General features: G+C 66.9%; 27 protein-coding genes. 14 read left to right on the top strand and 13 right to left on the bottom strand.

What is annotated here, in order from left to right; translation table 11 throughout:
* Positions 1–50: 50 nt before the first annotated feature.
* From ABE423_RS12335 to ABE423_RS12320, 4 genes are all read right to left on the bottom strand, one after another.
* On the bottom strand, positions 51–1,025 hold the full coding sequence (locus tag ABE423_RS12335; RefSeq protein WP_014035542.1) for a Dyp-type peroxidase: 975 nt from the start codon (positions 1,023–1,025) through the stop codon (positions 51–53).
* A gap of 123 nt (positions 1,026–1,148) precedes the next feature.
* On the bottom strand, positions 1,149–1,517 hold the full coding sequence (locus tag ABE423_RS12330) for a VOC family protein (protein WP_346486197.1): 369 nt from the start codon (positions 1,515–1,517) through the stop codon (positions 1,149–1,151).
* 72 nt (positions 1,518–1,589) lie between these two features.
* The gene (locus tag ABE423_RS12325) at positions 1,590–2,357 is read right to left on the bottom strand and encodes a DUF6597 domain-containing transcriptional factor (protein ID WP_346486195.1); all 768 of its coding nucleotides are present in this window, start codon (positions 2,355–2,357) and stop codon (positions 1,590–1,592) included.
* 123 nt (positions 2,358–2,480) lie between these two features.
* Complete coding sequence (locus ABE423_RS12320; protein ID WP_164117536.1) at positions 2,481–3,056, bottom strand: Ax21 family protein; 576 nt, start codon at positions 3,054–3,056, stop codon at positions 2,481–2,483.
* Between the two features lie 161 nt (positions 3,057–3,217).
* On the opposite strand from ABE423_RS12320, the gene ABE423_RS12315 reads away from it, so the two are divergent.
* The 5 genes from ABE423_RS12315 to ABE423_RS12295 all read left to right on the top strand — a co-directional run bounded on the left by ABE423_RS12315 (position 3,218) and on the right by ABE423_RS12295 (position 6,751).
* On the top strand, positions 3,218–4,210 hold the full coding sequence (locus ABE423_RS12315) for a DUF2268 domain-containing putative Zn-dependent protease (protein ID WP_346486193.1): 993 nt from the start codon (positions 3,218–3,220) through the stop codon (positions 4,208–4,210).
* Between the two features lie 220 nt (positions 4,211–4,430).
* Positions 4,431–4,703, top strand: a complete 273-nt coding sequence (locus ABE423_RS12310; protein WP_010487149.1) for a hypothetical protein — start codon at positions 4,431–4,433, stop codon at positions 4,701–4,703.
* A 166-nt stretch (positions 4,704–4,869) separates the two neighbouring features.
* The gene (locus ABE423_RS12305) at positions 4,870–5,556 is read left to right on the top strand and encodes a hypothetical protein (protein WP_346486190.1); all 687 of its coding nucleotides are present in this window, start codon (positions 4,870–4,872) and stop codon (positions 5,554–5,556) included.
* Between the two features lie 49 nt (positions 5,557–5,605).
* Complete coding sequence (locus ABE423_RS12300; RefSeq protein WP_014035537.1) at positions 5,606–5,896, top strand: hypothetical protein; 291 nt, start codon at positions 5,606–5,608, stop codon at positions 5,894–5,896.
* A 480-nt stretch (positions 5,897–6,376) separates the two neighbouring features.
* Positions 6,377–6,751, top strand: a complete 375-nt coding sequence (locus ABE423_RS12295) for a hypothetical protein (RefSeq protein ID WP_346486189.1) — start codon at positions 6,377–6,379, stop codon at positions 6,749–6,751.
* A gap of 54 nt (positions 6,752–6,805) precedes the next feature.
* On the opposite strand, the gene ABE423_RS12290 is transcribed toward ABE423_RS12295, so the two are convergent.
* Together ABE423_RS12290 and ABE423_RS12285 are read right to left on the bottom strand one after the other, a co-directional pair.
* Positions 6,806–7,471, bottom strand: coding sequence for a hypothetical protein (locus ABE423_RS12290; RefSeq protein ID WP_346486187.1), 666 nt, complete (start codon positions 7,469–7,471; stop codon positions 6,806–6,808).
* A 133-nt stretch (positions 7,472–7,604) separates the two neighbouring features.
* Complete coding sequence (locus ABE423_RS12285; protein WP_346486185.1) at positions 7,605–13,028, bottom strand: putative Ig domain-containing protein; 5,424 nt, start codon at positions 13,026–13,028, stop codon at positions 7,605–7,607.
* A 460-nt stretch (positions 13,029–13,488) separates the two neighbouring features.
* Here ABE423_RS12285 and ABE423_RS12280 point away from each other — a divergent pair, with 460 nt between their 5' ends.
* The 4 genes from ABE423_RS12280 to ABE423_RS12265 all read left to right on the top strand — a co-directional run bounded on the left by ABE423_RS12280 (position 13,489) and on the right by ABE423_RS12265 (position 15,656).
* Positions 13,489–13,992, top strand: coding sequence for a tail fiber protein (locus ABE423_RS12280; RefSeq protein ID WP_346486183.1), 504 nt, complete (start codon positions 13,489–13,491; stop codon positions 13,990–13,992).
* Between the two features lie 14 nt (positions 13,993–14,006).
* A complete protein-coding gene (locus tag ABE423_RS12275) occupies positions 14,007–14,537 on the top strand; it encodes a tail fiber protein (RefSeq protein ID WP_346486181.1) in 531 nt (176 codons plus the stop codon).
* A 31-nt stretch (positions 14,538–14,568) separates the two neighbouring features.
* On the top strand, positions 14,569–15,102 hold the full coding sequence (locus ABE423_RS12270; protein WP_346486180.1) for a tail fiber protein: 534 nt from the start codon (positions 14,569–14,571) through the stop codon (positions 15,100–15,102).
* An 83-nt stretch (positions 15,103–15,185) separates the two neighbouring features.
* The gene (locus tag ABE423_RS12265) at positions 15,186–15,656 is read left to right on the top strand and encodes a GNAT family N-acetyltransferase (RefSeq protein ID WP_346486178.1); all 471 of its coding nucleotides are present in this window, start codon (positions 15,186–15,188) and stop codon (positions 15,654–15,656) included.
* On the opposite strand, the gene ABE423_RS12260 is transcribed toward ABE423_RS12265, so the two are convergent.
* Entirely contained in the window at positions 15,649–15,942 is a 294-nt protein-coding gene (locus ABE423_RS12260) for a hypothetical protein (protein WP_014035529.1), read from the bottom strand. The genes ABE423_RS12265 and ABE423_RS12260 overlap by 8 nt on opposite strands.
* Positions 15,943–16,077: 135 nt before the next feature.
* On the opposite strand from ABE423_RS12260, the gene ABE423_RS12255 reads away from it, so the two are divergent.
* The gene (locus tag ABE423_RS12255) at positions 16,078–16,539 is read left to right on the top strand and encodes a nuclear transport factor 2 family protein (protein ID WP_346486176.1); all 462 of its coding nucleotides are present in this window, start codon (positions 16,078–16,080) and stop codon (positions 16,537–16,539) included.
* 123 nt (positions 16,540–16,662) lie between these two features.
* Here the strand turns inward: ABE423_RS12255 and ABE423_RS12250 are convergent, their stop codons facing one another.
* From ABE423_RS12250 to ABE423_RS12230, 5 genes are all read right to left on the bottom strand, one after another.
* Positions 16,663–17,688, bottom strand: coding sequence for an NAD(P)H-dependent glycerol-3-phosphate dehydrogenase (locus ABE423_RS12250; protein WP_005407597.1), 1,026 nt, complete (start codon positions 17,686–17,688; stop codon positions 16,663–16,665).
* 20 nt (positions 17,689–17,708) lie between these two features.
* Positions 17,709–18,227, bottom strand: a complete 519-nt coding sequence (secB, locus tag ABE423_RS12245) for a protein-export chaperone SecB (RefSeq protein ID WP_005407596.1) — start codon at positions 18,225–18,227, stop codon at positions 17,709–17,711.
* Positions 18,228–18,327: 100 nt separating this feature from the next.
* The gene (locus ABE423_RS12240; RefSeq protein WP_087921131.1) at positions 18,328–18,765 is read right to left on the bottom strand and encodes a rhodanese-like domain-containing protein; all 438 of its coding nucleotides are present in this window, start codon (positions 18,763–18,765) and stop codon (positions 18,328–18,330) included.
* Between the two features lie 57 nt (positions 18,766–18,822).
* A complete protein-coding gene (locus ABE423_RS12235) occupies positions 18,823–19,248 on the bottom strand; it encodes a hypothetical protein (protein WP_014035526.1) in 426 nt (141 codons plus the stop codon).
* 32 nt (positions 19,249–19,280) lie between these two features.
* Positions 19,281–19,748 carry a YiiD C-terminal domain-containing protein gene (locus ABE423_RS12230; protein WP_005407593.1) on the bottom strand — a complete coding sequence of 156 codons (468 nt, stop codon included), beginning with the start codon at positions 19,746–19,748 and terminating at the stop codon, positions 19,281–19,283.
* A 35-nt stretch (positions 19,749–19,783) separates the two neighbouring features.
* On the opposite strand from ABE423_RS12230, the gene ABE423_RS12225 reads away from it, so the two are divergent.
* From ABE423_RS12225 to ABE423_RS12215, 3 genes are all read left to right on the top strand, one after another.
* Positions 19,784–20,593, top strand: a complete 810-nt coding sequence (locus ABE423_RS12225; protein ID WP_346486172.1) for a uroporphyrinogen-III synthase — start codon at positions 19,784–19,786, stop codon at positions 20,591–20,593.
* Positions 20,594–20,697: 104 nt separating this feature from the next.
* Positions 20,698–21,675 (top strand): uroporphyrinogen-III C-methyltransferase, encoded by a 978-nt coding sequence (locus ABE423_RS12220; RefSeq protein ID WP_071228808.1) that lies wholly within the window; start codon positions 20,698–20,700, stop codon positions 21,673–21,675.
* A gap of 6 nt (positions 21,676–21,681) precedes the next feature.
* A complete protein-coding gene (locus ABE423_RS12215) occupies positions 21,682–22,977 on the top strand; it encodes a heme biosynthesis HemY N-terminal domain-containing protein (RefSeq protein ID WP_032130162.1) in 1,296 nt (431 codons plus the stop codon).
* Between the two features lie 116 nt (positions 22,978–23,093).
* Here ABE423_RS12215 and ABE423_RS12210 read toward each other — a convergent pair whose 3' ends face one another.
* Positions 23,094–24,389, bottom strand: coding sequence for an acetyl-CoA C-acetyltransferase (locus tag ABE423_RS12210; protein WP_099551602.1), 1,296 nt, complete (start codon positions 24,387–24,389; stop codon positions 23,094–23,096).
* Positions 24,390–24,482: 93 nt separating this feature from the next.
* Between ABE423_RS12210 and ABE423_RS12205 the strand changes: the two genes are divergently transcribed.
* On the top strand, positions 24,483–25,370 hold the full coding sequence (locus ABE423_RS12205) for a hypothetical protein (protein ID WP_346486170.1): 888 nt from the start codon (positions 24,483–24,485) through the stop codon (positions 25,368–25,370).
* The last annotated feature ends 69 nt before the right edge of the window (positions 25,371–25,439 follow it).

Below are 25,439 nucleotides of genomic sequence, written 5' to 3'. Positions count from 1 at the left end.
TCGGCGCCATAGATGACAGGCGGATGGCGGCCGGTGATGGCCCAGCGCGATCACTCGCCCAGGTCGGCCAGCACCTTGCGCGAGGGCGCGAAGAAGGTCACGCCAGTGGTGGCGGTTGAGAAGTCGAGGATGCGGTCATGCAGCGGCGCGGGATTGCCGATGAACATGCGCTCGAGCATTTTCTCGATCACCCACAGGCGGCGCGTGTAGCCGATGAAGTAGGTGCCGTACTCGCCACGGCCCGGGTTGGCGAACGGCATGTTGTCGCGCAGGATCTCGTGCTCGCCGTCGGCGTCCTCAATGGTGCACAGGGTTTTGTGCGATTTCTGCGCATCGGCCGGTGCATCGTCCAGCTCGATGTTGTCGTGCTTGGTGCGGCCGATGATCGCCTCCTGCGCCTCGGTCTTCTGCGCGCGCCAGGCATCGAGGTTGTGCAGGTACTTCTGCACCACCACGTAGCTGCCACCGGCATGCGCGGGGTCTTCATCGCCCACGATGGTGGCTTCCGGCAGCGACAGCCCTTCCGGGTTGGCGGTGCCATCGACGAAGTCGAGCAGGTCGCGACCATCGAAATAGCGGAAACCGGCCACATCATCGACCGTTTCCACCGCATCGCCGAACGCCATCAGCAGGTTGCGCTCGAACGCCACGATCAGGTCCATGGTGCGCGCGCGGATGTGGTAAAGCAGGTCGCCCGGCGTGGACACGGCGGTATGGGTGGCGCCCTTGATCTCGCGGAACGGCGCCAGCTCGCGCGGCGGCGCGGTGCCCACCAGCGGCTGCCACACGCGGTGGCCGATGGCCACGTTGCAGGTGAAAGTGCGCTCGATCTCGCGGATGGCGGTGTTCTTGATCAGATCATCGGTGCTGGCCAGCACCTCGCGCGCCTTGGCGATCGACGCCTCGTCATCCTTCACCTTCAGCACCAGGAACGCCGCCGAATGGGTGAGCGGCGCAGTGATCTGCTGCGGCTCGTTGTCGAGCGTGTGGTTGAGGGCGGTGATCGGTGCGGGCTGGGAATTCACGGCAGTTCCTGCTGGCTTCAGACGGGTGCATCGCCCGTGGCGATGTGCCGGCGATCATAGCGGAACCGCCTGACCGGGGACGGAGCGGTTCTCGTTCCGTCCACCGACAAAGGTCGGAAGAGCTCAATCCACGTCACTCCAGACCGCCAGCTCATAGCCATCCAGATCGCGGAAATGGAAGCGGCGGCCACCGGGGAAGGCGAACACCGCCTGCACCACCTCGCCACCGGCGGCGACCACGCGTTGCTGCGCACCGGCCAGGTCCGCGCAGTACAGGATCACCAGCGGACCGCCGTGCGCGCGCACCGGTGCGTCGGCCACGAAGCCACCTTTCAGGCGGCCATCGTCGAACTCGGTGTAGGCCGGGCCATAGTCGGTGAAGTGCCAGCCGAACACCTCGCCGTAGAAGCGTTTGCTGCGGGCGATGTCGGCGACGTTGAATTCGATGTTGTCGATGCGGCGTTCGGCATCGTGGGTGGCGGCATGGCTCATGGGGTGGGTGGCTCCGTGGTTGGAACCCCAGCTTCGGTCAGCGCGGCACGGCGGTCTTGAACGAAACGGCCATCATCGGCCCCATTCCGGGCGCAGCTGCCGGGCGGTCATGCTGGCAAGCTCGCGCGCCTCGCGGCTGAGATGGGCCTGGTCGGCATAGCCAGCCTCGGCGGCCAGCATCGCCAACGAGTGCTGCGGCAGCGCGCGGCTGCGGCGGAGGAAGCGTTGCAGGCGCAGGATCCGCTCCAGCGTCTTGGCCCCGTAGCCGAACTGCACCTGGCTGAAGCGCCGCAGGCTGCGCGGGCTCAGGCTCAGGCGTACCGCGAGCTCATCCAGCGTGGCATGCCCGCTGGCAAGCGCCTGGAACAGGACGTGCGCCCGCTGTGACCGGCTGTCGAGCGCCGCGCCCCCGAGGTGCGGCTGCAGGCAGTGCGCCATCCGCTGCAGGCGCTGCGCAGGCGCGGTGTCGCCGATGGAAGCCGCAGCCTCTACCGCCCATCGACCCTTGAGATCAGCCAACGGCACCGCCTGGCCGATGATTTCGGCCAACGGCAGGCCCAGCGCGGCCAGCGCCTGTCCTGGCCGGAAGCGCGCACCCAGCACCTGCGCGCCCGCTGCCAGCACCGGATGTGCGGCGACCCGGTCAGGGCCGACGACGAACAGCGCACCGTCGCGCCAGAGGATATCCACGCAGCCATCGGGCAGCACGGTGATGTGCCCATCAGCATCGTCAGGAAGCTGGCTCTGCCACAGCTGGCCGAAGCGGCCACGCAGCGGGGCAGGTGCCAGATGCTCCTGGTAGGCCGTGCCGGTACCTGCGAGAGAGGAAGGGTCGCCCATGCCGCATTGTCGCGCCACGCGGCCCATAAAAGTGAAGCCCGGCGCGAGGCCGGGCTTCGGTTGGCGTGTGGGAGAGAGAGAGAGTCACACGCCAGCACAACACGCACTAACGACAGGCGTTTGTTACCAGGAGAAGCGCGGGCCCACGAACCACTCGCGGTCGCCGGCCTTGGCCAGCTTCACTTCGCCACTCAGGCCCCAGTTCTGGTTGAACTTGGCGGTGGCGCCGACGCGGCCGTAGAACTCGCCGTCCGGGTTGATGCCGTGCTTCTTGGTGTAGTCCTCGTAGCCGGCCATCACGTAGCCTTCCACGTACGGGTTGAACGCGGTGCGCACGCCGACTTCGGTCGAGTAGCCGTTGAAGTCCAGGCCGTGCTTCATGTCGAACTTCTGGTACGCGACGCGGGCCACCAGGTCGGTGTTCGGTGCGATGCCGTAGTTGTAGCCGGCACCGATGCGCCACTGGTCGACGTCATTCTTGAACTTGTCGGTCTCCTGCGCGCTGTAGTCGCCGAAGATGTGGAAGTTCGGGTGCACCGCCACGGAACCCTTCACCTTCCAGCCATCGGCGTCGCCGCCCTTGGCATCGGTGTTCACGTAGCCGCCTTCAACGTAGTTGTACGACAGGCCGTCGGTTGCCGATGCAGCGAACGGCAGAGCAGCCAGAAGACCCAGGGCGAGCAGCGAATTCTTGTTCATCGGGACACACCTTTAATTATTTTGGTTTCGTCGGCCGCCTCCCGGGAGGGGGAGAGAGAGGAGGCGGTCGACAGGTGTGAATTATCCGTTAGGGGGTCTAATCAACCCTGAATATTGAACTGACTGGTGTATAAATAAGGCTGGCGTTCAGGGAACTCCACATGCCGCACGCATTCGCCGCGTCACTGCTGTTTCCGCCCCATGCGCGCCGCGCAGTGCGGGTGCTGCTGGTCGTCCTGCCGATGATGCAGCTGCCAGCCAACGCCGCCGAGCGCGCCCAACCTTCTGCGCGCATCGTGGTTCAGACAGACGATGTCACGCGATTCTTCAGCGTGCTGGATGCCAGTGGAGGAAAACCGAGTGCCGAAGATCTGCAGCGCGGCTATCTGGACACCGGCACGGATGCATTGCGCAGCTTCACCGATAGCCGCATCGGTTCGATGGAGCGTTTGGCCAGGACCATCCAGGACAAGCCGGCGTTGTTCGCGAGGGCGCGGACCTGTGCAGCGGCATTGCCGGCGATCCGCGCGCGGGTTGCCGACGCACTCGATCGGTTGGGCACGCTGCTCCCCTCCGCACGTTTTCCTCCGGTCACCATACTGGTCGGGCGGGGCAACAGCGGCGGCGTCACCACCATGGATGGTGTGGTGATCGGACTGGAAGCGCTGTGCAACGCCGACTGGATGCAGCCCGACGTCGGCGATCGTTTCGTGCACCTGATCGCCCATGAGTACGTGCACGTGCAGCAGCCCGGTGCGAGCGTCGATGTCGCGCAGCCCACCCTGCTTTATCAGACGTTGCTTGAAGGCGGCGCCGAGTACGTGGGCGAACTGATCTCGGGGCAACCGGCCAACGCGCATCTGCGTCGTTGGACGCAAGGCCGCGAATGTGCGCTGGAGCGCGCGTTCGTACAGGACAGTGCAGGCACCGATCTTTCGAAGTGGCTGTACAACGGCCCCGGCGATGAAGCACGACGCGGAGATCTCGGATACTGGGTCGGCTACCGCATCGCCCGCGACTATGTTTCGCGCGCGCCAGACAGGACCAGGGCCATCGCTACGCTGCTGGATGTGCGCCCCGACACCGCCGCGACCATGTTTGAGGCGAGTGGATGGAAGCCTGCCTGCACCGCTGTAGATGGCGTCGAAAGGTAGTTGCTGTGACAGCGGCTTCATACTGATGAATTGGCGATCTTGAACAGGCGCAAGGCGCTCCGCCGACGCAGATCAGCTCGCCTGATCCCGCTTGTTAATGCAGGGTCAGAAACGGGCTTCACAGTGCATCCACGTATTCAAATTCCAGCTGAAAGCGCTTGGTAGCAGCGGGAACAAACGCCGCTATATTCCAGCTTCCCCAGACGAAGGAGGGAGTGCAATGAACCTGAACCCGCAACACATGAAGACGGCCCGCGCACTTGCTGTAGCGCTCATCGCTACCGTGAGCCTTGGCGCCTGCGCCTCTTACAAGAACGAGTTTGCAACCATCAACTCGCGTCTCGATCAGCTCGATGTAAAGGTGCAGGGTGCTGCGCAGAGCGCGGAGTCCGCCAACCAGTCGGCACAGCAGGCCAACCAGCGTCTGGACCAGATCGAAGGTCGCGTGCAGCAGCTTGAAAGGGCACCTGCCGGCCGCAAGCCGCGCGGGTAATCGCTCCCTCACCGTTTGAATTGATCCACCTCTGTATCGGGTGTATCGGGACCCAGTGGCCTTCGCCGGCCACTGGCATCCTTCCACCCACGATTGCATTGCAAGGAGCCGTCCCATTCGTACTTCCTCCTCCCCTGCACGCCGCGCCCTCCATGCCGCACTGGCCATGGCACTGGCCGTTGCGTGCAGCGGCGTAGCCAACGCCAGGGACAAGGACGCACCTGCACCACCGGCGGCCGCCGTTGATGAACTTCCGCCCGACCAGAGCGTGTCCGAAACAGTGATCGAGCTGGCTGGCTGGGTCGTCGCCAGCAAGGACAACCAGGGCTATCCGTTTGCGGTCATGGACAAGGCGGCGGCGCAGGTTCTGGTCTTCGGCGGCGACGGCAAGCTGCGTGGCGCGGCACCGGCGCTGTTCGGTTCGGCCATCGGCGATCACTCCGCACCCGGCGTCGCCAAGCTCGCACTCAGCGCGATTCCCGGCCATGACCGCACCACGCCTGCGGGCCGTTTCATTGGTGGTTACGGCCCTTCCGACGATGCCGGACGCGTGCTGTGGGTGGACTACGATTCCGCCGTGTCGATGCATCCGCTGCCGCCCGGCAGCCCGAAGGAAAAGCGAGCCGAGCGGTTGGCATCGCCCTCGCCGGACGATAACCGCGTCACCCACGGCTGCATCAACGTCTCGCCTGCGTTCTACGAGCAGATCGTGCAATCCACCTTCGAGAAGGGCGGTGTGTTCTACATCCTGCCAGACAAGGATTCGATCGCGAAGACGTTCCCCGAGTTCGCGCAGAGCCGTGGGGATGCGAAGGACGAAGACGAGAAGGGCGCGCGGCGCGCGAGCAAGTAGATCGCGCTAGTGTGTTGCCTCGGCCCCCCGCCCAGGCTCACGGTGAAACATGTCGCACTACTATGTCCACAATGGCTACTGCGGCTGGGCCTACGGCACGCCCAGCGATCCTCAGCTGATCTCGCCCGAGGATGCTGCCAGGCTGATGCAGACCGCTGGACTCAGCTCCATGCAGGTTTCATCCATCCTGCCACCGGCCGAGTACGCCGAAGCTGGAAGCCGCATCTTTGAAGTGACGGGCGGCAATCGATTCCTGTTCCTGGGAGACCACTCCGACTGCTCGGATGTCGATTCTGGGAAAGTCTCCTCGCCTCTCGTCATCGACTGGACGGCGGTCTGACACTGTCGTTGTTTGACGCCGTTCTCGGCCCGGCTCTGTCGTCATCGGCTTGGTGCGGCACCTGTACGCCACGTCATCAACTTCGACCCATGTCGCATATTCCCCATGCCGCTACGGCCGTTGCGCCGCCTACATCTGCGGCAGCTTAACAGCGTGCCAAAATGCCGAAAGCGTCTTTGTTTCAGCGTGGAATGCAACTGTTCTGATTGGCACTGCGCAGCGACCCGCGTACAGATGGCGGGCCACCGGAAAATGGGTGGCCGGGCCTCGAAAACCCGTTAGATCAGGAACGTTGTTTGCGCTTGCCAGCCGGCGTCATCCCGCGTGGCGCCGGCTGGCATTCCGTCTGCCGGCTATGGCGGGCGGAGCGTGGAGGCCTTGCGCCTGCCGGTCTTTTTCGTGATCTCCCGGTTTTCGAGCCACGTCTCCGCCCGCCACCTTTGCGTGGCGGCTACCGTCTGTCCTGCACGGAGCACTGCCATGACCACACCGGACTTCCCTCGCCTGCATCCACATCGCTCGTCCGCCACTGGCGGTGGGCCATCAGAGCACGCGGTTGCGACCGATCCGAACGCCTTCATCGCCACGCTTCACCGCATCGGCAAAGGCGCGGCCGCCGACGGCCAGCCCTGGCCGGTGCGTCACCAGATGCTAGGCCGCTGCATGGCCCTGGCCGATGCGGACTGCGCACTGGCAAGCCAGCGCGTGACGCTGGAGCTGCTGCTGGCGGCCGAACGCGTGCGCCAGAACGGCATGGAGGCCGAGTACGTGGGCGATCGGGTGATGGAAGGGCTGATCATGGCGTGCCTGGCCATGAACGCACAGGCCAGCGCACGCATGCGACCGGAAGGGTAACGCGGGGAACAACGCTTGCAGTTGCGCCGGGCACAGCCCGGCGCGGGCACCACATCACTCGCAGAGCGCGCTGTCTTCCTTCAATGCGGCATCCTGCAGTGGCTGGCGCTGTTCGATCTGCGCACGTTGTTCCGCCGTCGGTTCGCCCAGCCACCACACACGGCAGCGCGCGGTAAGGCGGCCGACCATCTTCGCTTCCGCTGGCGAATACAGCATCGCCAACGCGGTGTCGGGGCAGTCGTGGGCCTGGCAGGCGGTGTAGAACCACCATGGCTCGCCCTGCAGCACCAGCAGCTCGCCGGGCCCACTGGGTCCGCTCAACAGGCGTTGGCGCAGCGAGGGAATCTCCTTGTCGCTGGATTCGGCTGCCGTCGTGTTCTTCATCAGGGTGTTGAAGGCCGCCAGCACCTTCGGGTCCTTGCGACCGCAGTCGTCCACGGTGTTGCCGCCGACCAGGGTGAAGAAGTGGGTCGCCAGCGGATTGTCCGCGCAGGTCAGTTCGCCGCCGGCGCTCGGGTCTTCCGGTTCGCCTTCGTTGTCCCACACCGAGGGGTCCACGCCGTCTTCGACGGACGGTTCCTTCTCGACCACCGTGGCCGTGGCCGCAGGTGCTTCGGTGGTCGATGCCGGTACGGCCGGTGCTGCATCCGGCGCCGGTGCCTGTCCGCAGGCGGCCAGCAGCGCGGCCATCATCGCCATCCCTGTGATTCGAATCTTCATTCCGTGTCCTGTTCCGCCCATTCGAGATTCCCGGCAGGTGCGGTCAGCGCACCTTTCGGGTCTCTGATTGTACGGATACAGGGTTGCACTGCAGCGCGCGGTGGCGGCACAACGGCCGCAACCGCGGGCCCCGTCACGGCGGCAGGGTTTTCTGCACGCTGATCTGGATGCCCTGGTTGTCGCGGCTGCTGCTGTCGAACTGGCTCTGGTATTCGGCGCGCAGCGACCAGCCCTTCAGCGTCTGCAGGCCGATACCCGCCCCCAGCAGCGTGTGGTTGCGCGACTGCCGGCCCAGGGTGGCCCGATAGACCGGGCCGGACATCAGGTCGGCATAGCGCATGAAGGCCTCGCTTGAGCCCTGCATGTCATGGCCGAACTCGGCGCGCAGCTGCGGCGTCCACATGCCGTAATCGCGCTTCACCAGCCACTGCGCCAGCACACCTGCGGTAGCGGTGCTGGTGTTCACCGTCTGCTTCCCGTAGTCGAGCGCGTACACCGCATCACCGCGCTCGCGATAGCCATCCAGCGTTGCGCGGGCCAGGTCCAGGCGCCCGTAGGGTGTCAGCAGCAGGTTGTCCAGGCGATGCTGGAAGCCGGTGGAGAACGAGGCGAACCACTGCGTGCCGTCGCGACTGCCGTAGGCGGTATTGCCGTTGTCGGTGATGAAGCGGCGCGCATCGAAACTCAGCCACTGATAGCCAAGCAGGCCATCCACATAGAACCCACCTTCCGGATGGTAGCTGGCGTAGCCGGCGACGCTGTAGCCATCCACCGTGCTGCGGCTGCCATTGCGACCGATATCCGACGCGTCATGGCCATAGCCGATGCCCGCACCCAGGCTCAACGACGGACCCAGCTGACGGTCCGCACCCAGGCTGACGCCGGAGGTGGTGAAGTCGATGCCGTTGCTGCCTGCACCCGGCTTCAGCGTACCGAAGTTCACCGCACCGCCGGTCCAGAACGCGAAGCCGTCGGCCGAGGTGACCGCAGGCGTGGCATCGCCCTGCAGCGCCGGTTCCTCAACCATCGCCAGCGCCTCGCCGCTGGCGCCGATGCCCTTCTGCAGCAGTTCGGTCTGCTGCGCACGGCGCTGGCTGCTGGCCGAACTGAAGGTGATGCCGTTGCTGAAGCCACTGCGACCGCCGCCGGCCCGCAGGCTTTCCAGGCGCCGCTGGAAATTGCCGATCTGGCCGATCGCCATGCGCCGCGCACCTTCCACCTGTGCGTCGAGCACGCCCAGCACTTCGGCATCGCGCGAAGGATCGCTACGCGGCTTGACCATCACATCCACCGTGCCGGGTGCCGAGGTGGCGAAGGCATTGCTCAGCGTGTAGGTCATGCGCACCGCCCCCCCGAACGTCGCCGCTGCGGTGAAGGCCAGCGTGTAGCCGGTGCCGCTGGCGGAGATGCTGGCGGTACCCGCTTCGGCCGGCGAGACCGAAACCACGTTGGCGGCGGTGAACGGTCCGCCGCGTGCGGTCGTGGTCAGGTCCACGTTGACCACGGTGCCGGCAATCGCCGAGGCGGTCAGCGCCGGTGCCACCGGGCGCGGATTGACGTTCACGCTGATCCGCGCCGGTGCCGATGCACCGAACGGGTTGCTGAGCGTGTAGTCGAAATCGACCACGCCGGAGGCATCGGCATCGGCGCTGTAGACAATGCTGGCCCCCTGTACCACGGCCGTACCCGAGGACGGCGCGCGGGTGATGCTGACTGCGGTGAACGGACCATTGAGCGCCCCGGCTTCAGCCTGCACGGTGACCGACTGTCCGGCCAGGACCGTGGCGCTGTGCGCGGCGGCCACCGGTACTGCCAGCGGGGTGACCGTAATGCTCACCGTGGCCGCCGTTGAAGTACCGCCCGGACCGGTGGCGGTGTAGCTGAAGCTGTCGCTGCCAAAGAAGCTGGTGGCCGGGGTGTACACCACGTCCAACCCGCTGGCCACCGCCGTGCCATGCGTGGGTGCCTGTGCGATCGCGATGCTGGTGATCGGCCCGGTGTCGTTGGCGGTGACGTCGACGGTCACCGCCGCATTGGCCGGCGTACTGGCCGCATCATTGACCACCACCGGCACCGGCTGGTTGATGCCCACTGTGAATGCCTGGCTTCCGGTGAAGCCGAAGGTATCGGTCGCGGTGACGGTGAAGCTGTAGCTGCCCGCCGTCGTGGGCGTGCCACTGAGCGCACCGGCACTGCTCAACGCGATGCCGGGTGGCAACGCGCCTGCGCTCAGGCTGTAGGTGAAGCTGCCACTTCCGCCGCCGGCGCTCAGCGTCTGGCTGTAGGCGGTCGCCACCTGCCCGCCAGGCAGCGTGGTCTGGACGAAGACGATCGCCGGCGCATTCACCGCCATCGTGTAGGCCTGGCTGCCGCTGAAGCCGAAGCCATCGGTCGCCTGCACGGTGAAGGTATAGCTGCCGGTGGTGGTCGGCGTGCCACTGATCACACCGGCGCTGCTCAACCCGATGCCCGGTGGCAGCGCCCCGGTGCTCAGGCTGAAGGTGTAGCCGCCGTTGCCGCCGCTGGCCGTCAGCGTCTGGTTGTAGGCGGTGCTGCCGGTTGCGGCAGGCAGCGTGGCCGGCGTGAGCGTGATCGCCGGCGCATTGACCGTGAAGCTGTAGGCCTGGCTGCCGGTGAAGCCAAGGCTGTCAGTGGCGGTGATCGTGAAGGCGTAACTGCCTGCGTTGGTCGGTGTGCCCGACAGGATGCCGCCGCTGGTCAGGCCGATACCGGGTGGCAGCGCGCCCGCGGACAGGCTGAAGGTATGGCTGCCGGTGCCCCCGCTGGCAGTGATCGTCTGCAAGTAGGCCGTGCCGCCGGTCGCGGCCGGCAGCGTCGACGGCGCCAGCGAGATCGTCGGCGCGTTCACGGTCAACGCATAGGACTGGCTTGCACTGAACGGTGCGCCGGTACCGGTACTGCTGTCGATCGCCCGCACGATGAAGTTGAAGCTGCCGGCCTGGGTTGGCGTGCCGGACAGCACGCCGGCACTGGTCAGCGAGACACCCGGGGGCAGTAGACCGCTCTGCAGCACGTAGCTGTAACCGGGCGTGCCACCACTGGCGGAGAACGTGTAGCTGTAGGCAGTGCCAGCAGTGGCACTGCTCAGGCTCGCCGCCGGCAGTACTACGACACCTGCGGCGACGGCACCCGAATAGGACTGACTGCCGGTGAATCCACCGCTGTCGGTCGCCCTGACGGTGACGTTGTAGGAACCAGCCTGGGTGGGTGTACCACTGATCGCCCCGCTGGCCGTGTTCAACAGCAGGCCTGCAGGCAACGCGCCAGCGACGATGGCGTAGCTGAAGGCCGGCTGGCCTCCGCTGGCAACCAGGGTCTGGTTGAAGGCCGTGCCCACTGACATTGCCGGCAGGGTTGCGGGTGCCAGCGTGATGGTCGGGGCAACCACCACCAGCGTATAGCTGCCTGTGGTCGTGAACGGAGCACCTGCGCCGGTGGAACTGTCGGAGGCGGTCACGCTGAAGTTGAAGGTGCCGGCCGCAGTCGGCGTACCCGACAGGCCACCACCGGACGCCAGGCTCACGCCGGGAGGCAATACCCCCACGCTGATCGAGTAGCTGTAGGGCGCCGTGCCGTTGGCGGCGGTAAAGCCCATGCCGCTCAGCGCGGTGCCAGCTGTTGCATTGAGCGTGGCACCCGAGGCCGGTGCCAGCGTCATCGTTGGCGCATTGACGATGAGCGTATAGGCACGACTGCCGGTGTACGGCCCGGTGCCCGTACTGCTGTCCGTGGCGGTCAGGGTGAAGTTGAAGCTGCCACCGCTGGTGGGCGTGCCGGTGATCGCACCACCGCTCGACAGGCTCAGGCCAGGCGGCAGCGCACCGGCGGTCACCGCGTAACTGTAGCCGCTGGTGCCGCCGGATGCGGTTACGGCCTGCGAATAGGCCGAGCCCACGGTCGGGTTGGTCAGCGTGATCGGCGCGATCGAGATCGTCGGCGCGTTCACCGTCAGCGCCAGCGCAGGGCTGGTCGCACTGAAGGGTCCGGTGCCTCCGCTGCTGTCGGTGGCGGTCACTGTGAAGTTGAAGGTACCGCCTGCGGTCGGCGTGCCTGCCAGGCTGCCGTTGCTGGCCAGGGTGATGCCGGCCGGCAGACTGCCCGAGGCGATCGAATAGGTGTAGGGCCCGGTGCCTCCGCCTGCGCTGGCCAACGAGCCGCTGTACGCGGTACCGACCGTTGCAGCAGTCGGGTTGCCTGGCGCATAGGTGAGCGCCGGGGCGGCGATGTTCAGTGTCAGCGTGCCACTGGTGGCGCTGAACGGTCCGATGCCGGTGCTGCTGTCGGTGGCGCGTACGCTGAAGCTGAAGCTGCCATTGGCGGTCGGCGTACCTGCCAGGCTGCCGTTGCTGGCCAGGCTGAGGCCGGGCGGCAGGCTGCCGGAAGCGAGCACATAGCTGTATGGCGTGGCGCCGCCGCTGGCGCCGGCCAGCGACTGGCTGTACGCCGCGCCGACGGTGCCTGCAGGAGGGCTGGTGGGGGTGTAGGTGACGGTTGGCGGCGAGACGGTGAGCGTCACGGTCGCCGGCGCCGACGTACCACCGGCATTGGTGGCGGTGTAGGTGAAGCTGTCTGGCCCCGCGTAGCCGGCCGTGGGGGTATAGGTGATCGACGTTCCCGAAGCGGTTGCAGTGCCATGCGCGGCCTGCGTACCGACCGCAACCGATACCGGGATGCCACCGGTGATGTTCAAGGTGATCGGGTTGCTGGCACTGCCGTAGGCAACCGTCGCACTAACTGGATTGGCGACCGGCGGCACCACGTTCTGCACGTTGATCGACAGGTTGGCGGCCGAGAAGAAGGGCGAGGGCGTGCTGCTGTCGGTGACGCGCACGGTGAAGTTCTTCACCCCCAGTACGGTGGGTGTGCCGGTGATGGCTCCGTTGCTGGCCAGCACCAGCCCGGTGGGCAAGGTGGTGCCGGCATCCAGGATGTAGGTGTACGGGCCATTGCCGCCACTGGCGGTCAGCGTGAAGGAGTACGCCGTATTGATGGCTGCCGCGGAAGGCACATTGGTGACCGTGATGGTCGGCGCGGCAACGCTGATCGAGTAGCTTGCCGTGCCCGTCAACGGGGTGCCGGCACTGTCGGTGGCGGTGACCGAGAACGCGAACGTCCCCTGCGTGGTCGGCGTGCCGGACAGGAGGCCAGTGCCACTCAATGTCATTCCGGCCGGCAGTGCACCGGAAGTGACTGCATAGCTGTAAGGCGCAGTGCCACCGCTGGCGCTGAGCGTGACACCTGCATAGAGCACGCCCACGGTTGCGCCGGGCACGGTGGCCGGCGAAATCGTGATCGGCGAGGCCGCTGCCTGGATGTACACGGTGACCTGCACGTTGTGCGAGCCGGTACCATCATCGAAGGCGAAGGTGTCGGTCGTCGATCCGTTGCCGCTGTGGGCATAGGAGATTTTCGAGGCCGCATGGCTGGTGATGGTGGCGGTACCGTTGCCGGCCGGCGTGGTCACATTGCCGATGCCGAAACCGGGTACGCCCTGGCAACTCGAGGCGTCGATGATGATGGTGCTGCCGGCAGCCATCGGTGAACCCGCGCTGGCATTGGTCGGCGTGAAAACCGAGCATGCTGCATGTGAAAATCCGGGCAGCGCGAGTGTAGCGCCCAGCAGCAGGATTGCCCCAAGGCGGCCCCAAAAACGACGGCCGAGCCCATAGCGCATCGCGTCGCGATGCATCGACTCTGCGTGCCACATGTTTTGCCCCCTGCTTGCCCGGCTTCCCGACGGGCGCTGCGCCTTGTAGCGCGAGTGAGAAAACCGCCGTGGCGCCCGGTCGGGCAGCCGCGGTTCCTGACCTCCCCACCCGGCAGACTCCCTGGCCCTGCCCGGCGGTCCTGCCCCTCGAATCCCTGAATCACGTGGGCAGACAGCGCGATATTCTTGCCCACAGCCACTGGCACTTGTCAAGGATCCCGATAATGCGCCAGAGTTATATCGCCGGCCGGGGGCCAAGTGCCGGCGCCTATCCCAGGGGGAAAATCGTATGTCGGAACCCTTTCTCGGGCAGATAATGCCCGTGGCGTTCAACTTCGCGCCGAAATACTTCGCTTTCTGCAACGGTCAGCTGATGTCCATCCAGCAGAACAGTGCGCTTTTTTCGCTGCTGGGCACGCTCTATGGTGGCAACGGCACGACCAATTTCCAGCTTCCGGACCTGCGCAGCCGCACGCCCAGGGGATCCACCAACGGCAGCAACATGGGTGATCGCCAGGGGGTGGAGAGCGTAACCCTGCAGACGTCGCAGATTCCCCAGCACGCGCACGTTTTCGGCGGCACCACCGCCGACGGTACAACGCGTATTCCACAGGGCAACGTGCTGCTCGGCAAAACCGGTACGCAGAATGTCTACGGCGCTTCAAGCGGAACGCAGGTGCCCTTGAACGTACTTGATACCAGCGGCCAGACGCTGCCACACGCGAATCTGCAACCGTATCTGGTCATCAACTTCTGCATCGCACTTTCTGGACTCTACCCTTCGCGCGGCTGACCGGAGTTTCTGCCATGTCTCAACCCTTTGTTGGCGAAGTCCGTCTGTTTCCCTACAACTTCGCGCCGGTAGGCTGGTTCGATTGTGATGGCCGACTGCTGCCCATTTCGGAATACGAAGTGCTGTACATCTTGCTGGGCACCACCTACGGCGGCGATGGTGTGAACACCTTCGGACTGCCCAACCTCAGCGGGCGCGTACCGGTTCACCAGGGCACTGGCAGCGGCCTCGGCACGTATGTGCTGGGTCAGGCCGCCGGCAGCGAATCGGTCACCCTGACCACCGCGCAACTGCCCACGCATACCCATGTGTTCAATGCGGTGAACTCGGCAGCCACGTCGCCGGCACCCGGGCCGACATTGCAGCTCGGCGCAATCAGTGGCGACACGCTGTATACCGACAGCACCACCGACCTTGGCAGTGGCACCCTCGTGGCAGCATCGGTGAGCGCGATCGGCGGCAGCCAGCCACATGACAACACCATGCCCTCGCTGGTCGCCCGCTACTGCATCGCATGGGCCGGCGTCTTCCCATCGCAAGGCTGACGATCACCGACCGCCTACCAGGACTCCTATCATGAGCGATCCCTTTACCGGCGAAATCCAGATCTTCGGCTTCAATTTCGCCCCCTACAACTGGGCGATGTGCCAGGGACAGCTGTTGCCGATCCAGCAGAACACCGCGCTGTTCTCATTACTGGGAACGACCTTCGGTGGCAACGGCACCAGCAACTACCAGCTGCCGAACTTCACCAACAACATCGCATGCGGCCAGGGCACCGGCCCCGGCCTGTCGCAGCGCGACATGGGTGAGACCTTTGGCAGCGACAGTGTCACCCTGTCGATCAACGAGATGCCCAACCACACCCATGGCGCACGCATCTACAACCAACCCGACACCGCGCATCGCAGTGGCGTACCTGCCAATGGCAATGCATTGATCACGCCGGAGTCGAGCCCGATCCTGGCCGTGACACCGACGGTCAACAGTGCCTTCCCGCTGACGACGGTGGGCCTCGCTGGTGGGAGTCTGCCGCATGAGAACCGGCAGCCCTATCTCGCCCTGAACTTCTGCATCTGCCTGTCCGGCGTCTTCCCGACGCGGCCGTGACGGCGAACGTGGCACTGGCCTTTCCCTCGTTGCGGGCAGCGTGGCTGCCTGCGACGGGGGACGGTCTTCCCGCAGGTATAAGCGTGCGTGAAGCACAGGATGGCGACCTGCCCTTCCTGCAGCGGCTCTATGCCGAATCGCGTGCGGCCGAGCTGGCCAATGTGCCGTGGCCGGACGCCTTGCGGCACGCCTTCCTCGATAACCAGTTCGCGCTGCAGCACCTGCACTACACGCGGCATTACCAGCCTGCGCACTATCTGCTGGTCGAGCAGGCTGGCCAACCGATCGGCCGCCTTTACCTGCATTGCGACGAGCACGAAGCCACCCTCATCGATATCGCCCTGCTGGACGCCGTGCGCGGCCGTGGCATCGGCTCGGCCCTGGTGCGCTGGGTACAACGCGCGGCGCACGCCGTGCCGCTGCACAGCGTCGTCCTGCATGTCGCCTGGGAAAATGTGGCCGCGCGCCGGCTTTACGAACGGCTCGCGTTCCACACCGAAGGCGATACCGGCAGCCACCTGCGCATGCGCTGGGTGGCGACAGCGGTCAGTTGAACAGCGCCTGGTAGATGAAGCCGGTCCGATCACGCGCGATCGGCACCAGGAAGATGCCGAACTCGCCTAGCCCGTGGTGGCGCATGGTGTAGGTGCGCTGCGGGAACAGCACCGCCGATTCATTGCGGAACAGCAACGAGAACGGCGCGCGCATCTGGCCGGCAATCCGCTGATCTGGCAGCGGCGCAGCTTCCACCAGCACGAAGGGAACACCGGTGTTCTCGATGTCGGCGCTGAACGTTTCGTTGAGATGACCTGCAAACTGGTCCAGCTGGAAAAAGTGCATGCGTCGCCTCCCCCGGTTGATGTCGAGCATGCCGAAGCATCCGTGTGCTTTCAATGGGGCCTGCACCAACGCCTGCCGGGCATGGATGGGAGATACTCGCCGCTGCGCTCGCTGACGCGAGCAGGGATCGAGCCCATGCGCATCTGCCTGCTGCTTTTCGCACTGTCCGGCCCGCTGATGGCCGCCGACGCCCCGCCCTCCACGCGGTCCGCCAGCCCGCTGCCGGATGCGCCGCTGCCCCCTTCGCTGGACCGCGTGCTGCGCGATTACGAGCAGGCGTGGCGTGCGGGTGACGCCAAGGCGTTGGCCGGGTTGTTCGCCGAGGACGCTTTCATCCTGCAGAGCAACCAGCCGCCCGTGCGCGGACGCGATGCGATTGAACGCGCGTATGCCGGACAGGGTGGCGGCCCGTTGCGGCTGCGTGCGTTGGCGTACTCGGTGGAGGGGAACGTCGGCTACATCATCGGTGCCTACACCTACGGCAACAACATAGGGGACACCGGCAAGTTCACGCTGACACTGAAGCGCGTGGGCGACGGGCCGTGGTTGATCTTCTCGGACATGGACAACACCAGCGCGCCGCCACGGTCGCGGTGATTGCTGCCGCCGGGCGCCAACCAAGGTTGGCAGCTACCAGAAGCGGGTTCGGCAGTAGATCCACGCCATGCGTGGATGGGTCGCGCACAAAAAAACCCCGGCACGTGGCCGGGGTTTTTCGATTCACTTGAACAGCGTGTCCGGATATTCCGGTTTCTGTTCCCGCGCCAGCAATGCGCGCAGGCCTTCTTCCGGCGTCTGCTCGCCGTGCAGCACGGCACGCACGCGGTCGGAGATCGGCAGGTCGATGCCATGGCGGCGCGCCTGTCGCATCACTTCGTCGGCGGTCTGCACCGACTCGACCACCTGGCCGATTTCGCGCACGGCATCCTGCAGCGTCTGGCCGCGGCCCAGGGCCAGGCCCAGGCGGCGGTTGCGCGACAGGTCGCCGGTGCAGGTCAGCACCAGATCGCCGAGGCCGGCCAGGCCCATCAGCGTTTCCGGCTTGGCGCCGATCGCCGCGGCCAGGCGCAGCATCTCGTTGAGGCCACGGGTGATCAGGCCGGCACGGGCGTTGAGGCCCAGCTGCATGCCATCGGCCACGCCGGTGGCCACGGCCAGCACGTTCTTCATTGCGCCGCCCAGCTCGGCACCGACCATGTCGTCGCCGGTGTAGGCGCGGAACGCCGGGCCATGCATCGCCTCGGCCACCGTCTGCGCGAACTCGGGCACGTCGCCGTGCACGGTGATCGCGGTCGGCAGGCCCTGGGTCACTTCCTTGGCGAACGACGGCCCGGTGACGACGGCCAGCGGCACGTCCTCACCCAGCACTTCACGCGCCACTTCATGCAGGAAGCGGCCCGAACCGGGTTCGAAGCCCTTGGTGGCCCAGGCCACGCCGGCACCGGCCGGACGCAGCGGCGCCAGCGCGCGCACGGTTTCACCGAATGCATGCGACGGGGTCACCACCAGGATCCAGGCCGCGCCCTCCACCGCCGACGCCAGGTCGGTGGTGGCACGCAGGCTGTCCGGCAGCGGGATGCCCGGCAGGTAGCGCGGGTTCTCGTGGCGCTGGTCGATGGCCTCGACCACGGCAGCGTCGCGCCCCCACAGCACGGTCGGGTGACCGTGCCGTGCGAGCAGGCTGGCCAGCGCGGTTCCCCAGGAACCGGCGCCCAGCACGGCGATCTTGTCAGCGGTAGTGCTCATCCGTGACGTCGCGGCAGGAATCAGGCGTTGCCAGCCGGCTCGGAGTCAGCCAGCGACGGTGCGTCGCCCTGCTCCTGGCGCTGGCGCAGGGTTTCTGCGTACAGGCCTTCGAAGTTGATCGGCTGCAGGAAGAACGGCGGGAAGCCGCCGGCCTGGATCAGGTCGCTGATCAGCTGGCGCACGTACGGGAACAGGATGTTCGGGCACTGGGTGCCGAGCAGCACGTCGATCGACTGCGGATCCAGGCCCACCAGGCCGAACACGCCGGCCTGCTTCACTTCGGCCACGTAGGCGGTGCGCTCACCGGCCTGGCAGGTCAGGGTCACGGCCAGCACGACTTCGAAGGCGTTCTCACCCAGGCGCTGCACCTGCTGGTTCAGGTTCAGCTGCAGCTCCGGCTGCACCTGGTCGTTGAAGATGGTCGGGGCGTTCGGCGACTCGAAGGAGACGTCCTTGACGTAGATCTTCTCGACGGTGAAAGCGGGGCCGGTGGCGGCATCGACCGGCGCAGCGGCGCCGTTGGTGATCTCTTCGGACATTTCCAGTAACTCCAGGTGAATGCAATGAAAACGATGGTCGAACTACTGCGATGGGGGCGGAATCAGGCCCATACAAGGCCGGATCCGCCACCTGCGACAATCAGTTGCGGCCCTTGACCAGCGGCAGTTCGGCCTGCTGCCAGGCAGGAATGCCGCCGTCGAGCACGTAGACCTTCTCGAAGCCGGCCTTCTTCAGCGCCTTGGCGGCGGTTTCCGAGGCGTTGCCGCTGCGGCACACCAGCACCACCGGCGACTGCCTGGCGTTGGCCACCAGCTTGTTTTCCGGGCCGAAGGCACTGGCCTGGGCGTTCCGGCTGCCGGCGATGTGGCCCTTCTCGAAGTCACCGCTGGCCGACAGGTCGACCACCACCGTGCCGCCCGCGTTGATCAGCTGGGTCAGTTCGGCGGGCTTGATGCCCTTGAAGCCCCGGAACAGGCGGCGGATCTCGGTGACGATGATGGCCACGGTCAGGCCGACCAGGGCCGCGGACAGCATCGGGTTTCGGCCTGCAAAGGCCAGCAACTCTTCGTAATTCACTCAGGTCACGGGTCGATTAAGCGGGCGCCGATTGTCGCACAAGCCGGACGCGGCCCGTCACTGCCCCTTCCACAGGTCCGGCAGGCCGGCGGTCTGCCACCAGCGCTTTGCCTCCGGGTCCCAGCGCCAGCGCTCGACCACGACCACGGTGCGCTCGGCCTGGGTGTTCTGGTTGATCACCCCGATTTCGACCCTGCGCTCGACCAGGCCCCCGTCCAGCGAGGCGCTGCTGCGCTCGCGGTAGGACGACACGCGCAGCTGCGCGTAACGGTTGAGCTCGAACTCGGTCGGCGGCTTTTCCTTGCGCAGCTTCGGGTCGAGGTAGCCGATGGCATCGTCCATGCTGCCCCAGCGGATGGTCGCCCCGTAGGCGATCTGGGTCTCTTCCAGCAGCTTGCGCTGCTTGCGGCTGAGGTCGTCGGCCGAGGCCACGGCGCTGGCCAGCAGCAGGGAACAGATCAGGAACTGGATCAGGCGGCGCATCAGTGGTTTCCCCGGAACGTCAGCCTGCCATCCTACCCTTTGGCGAAGGCAACGAAGCGACCGCTGAATTCGGCGGCGGGCTTGCCATCGGCACCGGGCTGGGTGGCGATGATGCTGATGCGGGCCTTGCGGCGCTGGCGGAAGGTGTTCAGGAAGGCGTCCCAGCCGGTGGCTTCGGCCGCTTCGGCGTGGGCGTGCAGGTCTTCATAGACCGGCGCCAGGTAGCGCAGGTTGCTGTCGGCCACATAGACCTCGGCATCATGGCCTGCCAGGCGCAGGCGCAGGCTGACCAGCGCCCAGCCGGACAGGGTCAGCACCGAGGCCAGGCTGCCGCCGAAGGCGTTGCCCTTGTCGTTGACGTTGGCAGCCAGCGGCGCGGTGATGCGCAGCACGCCGTCGGCATAGCCATCGAGCTGGATCTGCATGGCGCGTACCGCCGGCATGCAGTCCAGCACGTCCTGCAGGGCGGCCAACGAGGAAGTCAGGGCATCAACGGACATCGGAGCAGCGACCACGACAACGAAGGGCCCGCATAATGCAGGCAATGGTCGACCATACGATACCCACTGGCGCCAGCCGTTCCGGCGCGCGCTGGACCCTGATCTCGCTGCGCCCGCAGGGCCAGCATGCGGCGCTGCGCCGCGCCGTTGCTGGGCTGGGCGGGCATGTGCTGGCCCTTTCGCCGTGGCGGTTGCAGCGCCTGCACGGCACGCCCGTGCTGCGCCAGCTGCAACGCGCGCTGAACTGCGATCGGGTGGTGTTCACCAGCCCGGCCGCCGTTACCGCAGCCGCCACCCTGTTGCCACTGGCCGAGGCACAACGCAGCCCGTGGCTGACCGTGGGCGAAGGCACCGCGCGCGCGCTGCGGGCGCAGGGTGTCGCCGAGGTGCATGCGCCGCAGCGGATGGACAGCGAGGGCCTGCTGGCGCTGCCGGTACTGGCGGACGTACGCGGCCTGCGCATCGGGCTGGTGACCGCCCCCGGGGGGCGCGGCCTGATTGCTGCGCAACTGCAGGCGGCCGGCGCCAGCATCGAGCGCGCCGATGTCTATCAGCGTCGCCTGCTGCGCCTGTCGCCACGCACGCTGGCTCGATTGGCGCATTCAGCGTATCCGTGGGTGCTGGCGGTCAGCAGTGGTGAGGCGTTGCTGCATTTCTGGCAGCAGCTTCCGCCGGCATTGCAGCAACGCTGTCAGGCACATGCCACCGCCGTCGTGGCCAGCGAACGGCTGGACGAACAGGCGCACGCATTGGGGCTGCAGCGCGTGGTGCGCGCGGCCGGGCCCACCACCGCGCAGCTGGTGGCGGCTGCACACGCCACGCTCACCGTCCCGGCAGCGAACTGAACAGGGACGTGGGTCACGCTTGCCGCTGTGGTCGGCAACAGTGATGCTGTGCACAACGCGGCCTGCCGGAACCTGACCGGCGACGGTGCCGACAAGGAAGCCCCATGAACGAGACTCCGCCCGTTTCCCCGCCCCGTCGACCCGTGCGCTGGCTGCTGCCGCTGGCCGGGGTGGTCGTGCTTGGCGTGGGCGGCTATGCCGGCTGGTACGTCTGGCAGCAGCAACAAAACGAACAGGAAGCGCAGGCGCAGACCACGGCCGTACAACTGCAGGGCCTGCAGGCGACGCTGGATGCATTGCGCCGCGACCAGCGCGCAACCAGCCAGCGCCTGCAGGATGCGGCGACCACCAACCGCGTGCTGCGCGACGAGATGCTGGGCCTTTCCCAGCGCAGTGCGCTGCTGGAAGAGAACCTGGCCAAGCTGGCCGACAGCGCCAACCAGGGCCGTCAGGCGGTACAGCGCGATGAGGCCGAACTGCTGCTGACCCAGGCGGCGCAGCGCCTGAACTACGCCGACGACGTGGAAGGCGCACGCCGCCTGTATGCACAGGCCGCCACCGCGCTGGCCGATCTGCCCGACAGCGACGGCCTGAACCTGCGCCAGGCCCTGGTACAGGAACGGGATGCACTGGATGCGCTGGGCACCGGCCCGCGCGTGCAATCGCTGCAACGCCTGGATGCCCTGGCCAAGGCCCTGCAGGGCCTGCCCTCGCAGGTGACGGGTAGCACCGCGCCCGGCGCCGGCAAGCCCTGGTGGCAGGCCACGCTGGCACCGTTCGTGGACATCACCCCGAGCCGCCAGAATGGCCCGCTGACCGCCGCCGAACGCCGCAATGCCGACGATGCGCTGCAGCTGGAACTGACCCTGGCGCGTGCCGCAATCGAACGTGGCGACCGCACCGGTCGCGATACCGCGTTGGCGCGCGTGGAACACTGGGCACAGCGGCGTTGGCCGGATTCACCGGCCCTGCGCGCGCAACGTGCTGAACTGAAGGCCTTGCGCGAGCTTCCGCTGCAGGCCAGCAACAGCGTTCTTGGCAGCACCCTGCAGCAACTGCGCACCCAGACCGACCGGAGGTAATCCCCCATGAAACCCCTGCAATCCCTGGTCGTGCTGTTGCTGGCCGTGGCCATCGGCGTGGTGGCCGCGCAATGGCTCGGCGCCGATGACCTCAACCGCTTCGGCGAAGTGACCCTGCGCTACGGCGGCTACGACTACCACAGCAACCTGCCCAAGGTGGCACTGCTGTCGGTGATCGCGGTGCTGGTGCTGTGGCTGCTGTGGAGCCTGATCGCTGCACCGTTCCGCGCCTGGGGCCGCTACCGCCGCAAGCAGGGCCGGGTGCGCCTGATCGACGGCCTGCAGGCCTATGAGCACGGCCAGTGGCAACGCGCGGAAAAGCTGCTGGATGGTGCCGCCAAGGATCCGGAAGTGAGCGCGGTGGCGCTGGCCAATGCCGTGCGCAGTGCGCAGGCACGTGCCGACGGCCCCGCCGGTGAAGCCCTGCTGCAGCGCCTGGGCGAGAGCGATGCCACCCTGCAGGCGCTTCTACGCGCCGAACAGCTGCTGGCGCGCGATCTGCCGGTGGATGCGATCAACGCGTTGGATGTGGCGACGATCCAGCCGCTGCCGCCGCGCGGCCTGTGGCTGCGTACCGAAGCGCTGGCACAGGCCGGCCGCGCCCACGAGGCGTATGGCCAGCTGGGTGCACTGCGCCAGAGCAAGGTGCTGCCGGCCGACGCAAACAGCGAACTGGAAGCACGCCTGGCCGCACAGGCACTACTGGAAGCGGCCGACGTCAATGCGCTGGCCGCGCAATGGGAAGCCACGCCGAAGGCGCTGCGGCCAACCCCGGACGTGGTGGGTGCGTATGCCAGTCGTGCGGTTGCATTGAACTGGGACGAACCGGCGCTGCTGGCGTTGGAACAGGCACTGGACCAGCGTTGGGATGACGAACTGGTGGCGCTGTATGGCCGCCTGCCGGCCGAGCGCCTGGCCACGCGTCAGGCCAACCTCGCGCGCTGGCGCAACGTGCACGACAGCTCGGCTGCGCTGCGCCTGGCACAGGGCCGCGTGGCCCTGGCCCAGCAGCAGTGGGATGCCGCCGATGCGTTCCTGCACGAGGCCATCGCCGCGGGCGCCGGTGCCCCGGCGTGGGAGGCACTGGGTGAGCTGTTCGCACAGCGTGGCGAGCACGCGCTGGCCGCGCAGTGCCTGGCCAATGCGCTGCGACTGCAGCGTGGCGAGGACAGCGTGGAACTGGTGCGCGGCACCGAAGCGCCGCTGCGTGCCACGGTGGAGGAGCAGCCGGTTACGGTGCAGCCGCCGGTGTATGACGCCAACGAAGAGCGCGACGAATTCGGCAATCCACGGTTGCCGTGAAGCGTGCCGACCAACGGTCGGCACCCACCGGAGCAGAAAAACGCCGCCCATTGGGCGGCGTTTTCATCTGTGAAATCCGGTAGTCGCCAACCTTGGTTGGCGCGCGGTCGCAACGATCAGCGTTCGACGATCGCCACTACGCCCATGCCGCCGGCGGTGCAGATCGACACCAGCGCGCGGCCACCGCCGCGTTCGGCCAGCTGCTTGGCGGCGGTGGCGATGACGCGTGCGCCAGTCGCCGCGAACGGGTGGCCAGTGGCCAACGACGAGCCCAGCAGGTTGATCTTGTCCGGGTCGATGCGACCCAGCGGTGCATCCAGGCCCAGGCGGTTGCGGCAGTAATCCTCGCTCTCCCACGCACGCAGGGTGCACAGCACCTGCGCGGCGAAGGCTTCGTGGATCTCGTAGATGTCGAAGTCCTGCAGGGTCAGGCCGTTGCGCTTGAGCATCTCCGGCACGGCCACGGTCGGCGCCATCAGCAGGCCTTCGCCATGCACGAAGTCCACCGCCGAGACGTGCGCGTCACGCAGATAGGCCTGCGGCTCATGGCCGTGGGCGCGCGCCCACTCTTCGCTGGCCAGCAGCACGGCGGCGGCGCCGTCGGTCAGCGGCGTGGAGTTGGCGGCGGTGAGCGTGCCGCGGCCGGAAACCTTGTCGAACGCCGGCTTCAGCGTGGCCAGCTTCTCCAGCGAAGTATCCGGGCGCAGGATGTTGTCACGCTCGACACCACGGAACGGTGCGATCAGGTCGTTGAAGAAACCGCGCTCATAGGCGGCAGCCAGCTTCTTGTGCGACGACACCGCCCACTCGTCCTGCGAGTCACGCGAGATGTTCCATTCCTTGGCCATGTCCTCGCAGTGGTCGCCCATGCTCTTGCCGGTGCGCGGCTCGGCCACGCCCGGGAACTCGGGCTTGAGCTCGGAGAACTTGAAGCCAGCGGTCAGCGCGCGGATCTTGTCGCCAGTGCTCTTGGCACGGTTGGCGGCCAGCAGGCGCGCGCGCAGCTTCTTGCCGTAGACGATCGGCACGTCGGAGGTGGTATCCGAACCGCCACCGATACCCGATTCGATCTGGCCCAGCGCGATCTTGTTGGCAACCGTGATGATGCTGTCCAGCGAGGTGCCGCAGGCACGCTGCAGGGTGATGCCCGGGGTCAACGGCGACAGGCCGGAGGACAGCGTGGCTTCGCGGCCCAGGTTCCAGTCGCTGGAGTGCTTGATCACCGCACCCATCGCCACTTCACCCAGCTGCTGGCCATGCAGGCCGAAACGTTCAACCAGCGCGCCCAGCGTGCGGACCGACATGCCGAGGTTGCCGACATCCGAATACGCGGTGTTCTGGCGGCAGAACGGAATGCGGACGCCACCGAGGATGGCGACGGGACGAGCGTTGGGCATGGAGATACCTGGCATGGATGAGGGTGTCTGCAACATGGCCTGCACGACGGAGCAGGCATAATGGAGCCAAGTGTAGCTGCCGCCCTGTGATGGGCCAACCGTGGAACCATGAGCAAACCCGACCCCGCGATGAATGCCCTTGGCGTGCTGGCCCTGGAACTGGCCGGCGGCGAAATCCCCCGCCAGGCGGTGCTCAGCGCCGAACAGGCCGGTGAACTGGCCGATCGCGTCGGCCGCGACCTGTCCAAGCTGGTGCCGCAGGTGGCCGAGCTGGACCTGGTGTTCGCCGCCGCCCATTTCGATCCGGCCGAAGTACTGCGTCCGGGCTGGCCGATCCACCGCCGTCTGGAAGAACTGCAGATGCGTGCGCCGGGCCGTAACCAGGGCCCGCGCCTGCTGGCCTTCGGTACCGATGCCAACGGTGACGTGCCGCTGCCGTTCCAGGCCGATGCCAGCCTGGTGGGCGGTGGCCTGCGCGTGGTGCCGTTCCTGCTGACCGGCAGCGACGTGGCGACGACCAATATGGTGGCCGAGGCGCTGGAAGACACGCTGCTGGCCAACGGCATGGCCCATGCCGACACCGCATTGATGGCGCAGAACAGCTTCGGTGCCCGCATCGAGCATGCGCGCTATTTCACCGTGAATGATCTGGCCGCGATGATGTCGATGCAGTACGACAATCAGGGCCTGGCCGCGCTGTGGCCGCTGATCGAGACCGCGATCATGGCCCCGGGCGAGGACGAATGGCTCAACGCCGCGCCCGAGCCGCTGCTGCGCTACACGCACGGCGAGGCACGCATGGCGCTGTTCGATCCGGCCGGCTGGTGCGCGCACTACAACCACGGCAAGAACGACTGCGACCGCCTGAAGGGCATCTACGAGCAGTTCCTGATGCGCCAGCGGCAGATGGCCGCGGTGCTGGAAGCGCACGGCGTGCCGGTGCTGTTCGTGCACTGCGAGGCCGGTCAGGACGCGCGCGAACTGCTGGCGCGCTGACCCGGGTGGCCTGTTGGTAGTGCCGGGGGCGGGGCGGCCCCCCCCCGGGGCGGGGGGTGGCGGCGCCCG

Source organism: Stenotrophomonas sp. TWI1409 (assembly GCF_039673015.1).
GTDB classification, from domain to species: Bacteria; Pseudomonadota; Gammaproteobacteria; order Xanthomonadales; family Xanthomonadaceae; genus Stenotrophomonas; species Stenotrophomonas maltophilia_A.
This window is presented reverse-complemented; position numbering and strand designations above follow the sequence as displayed.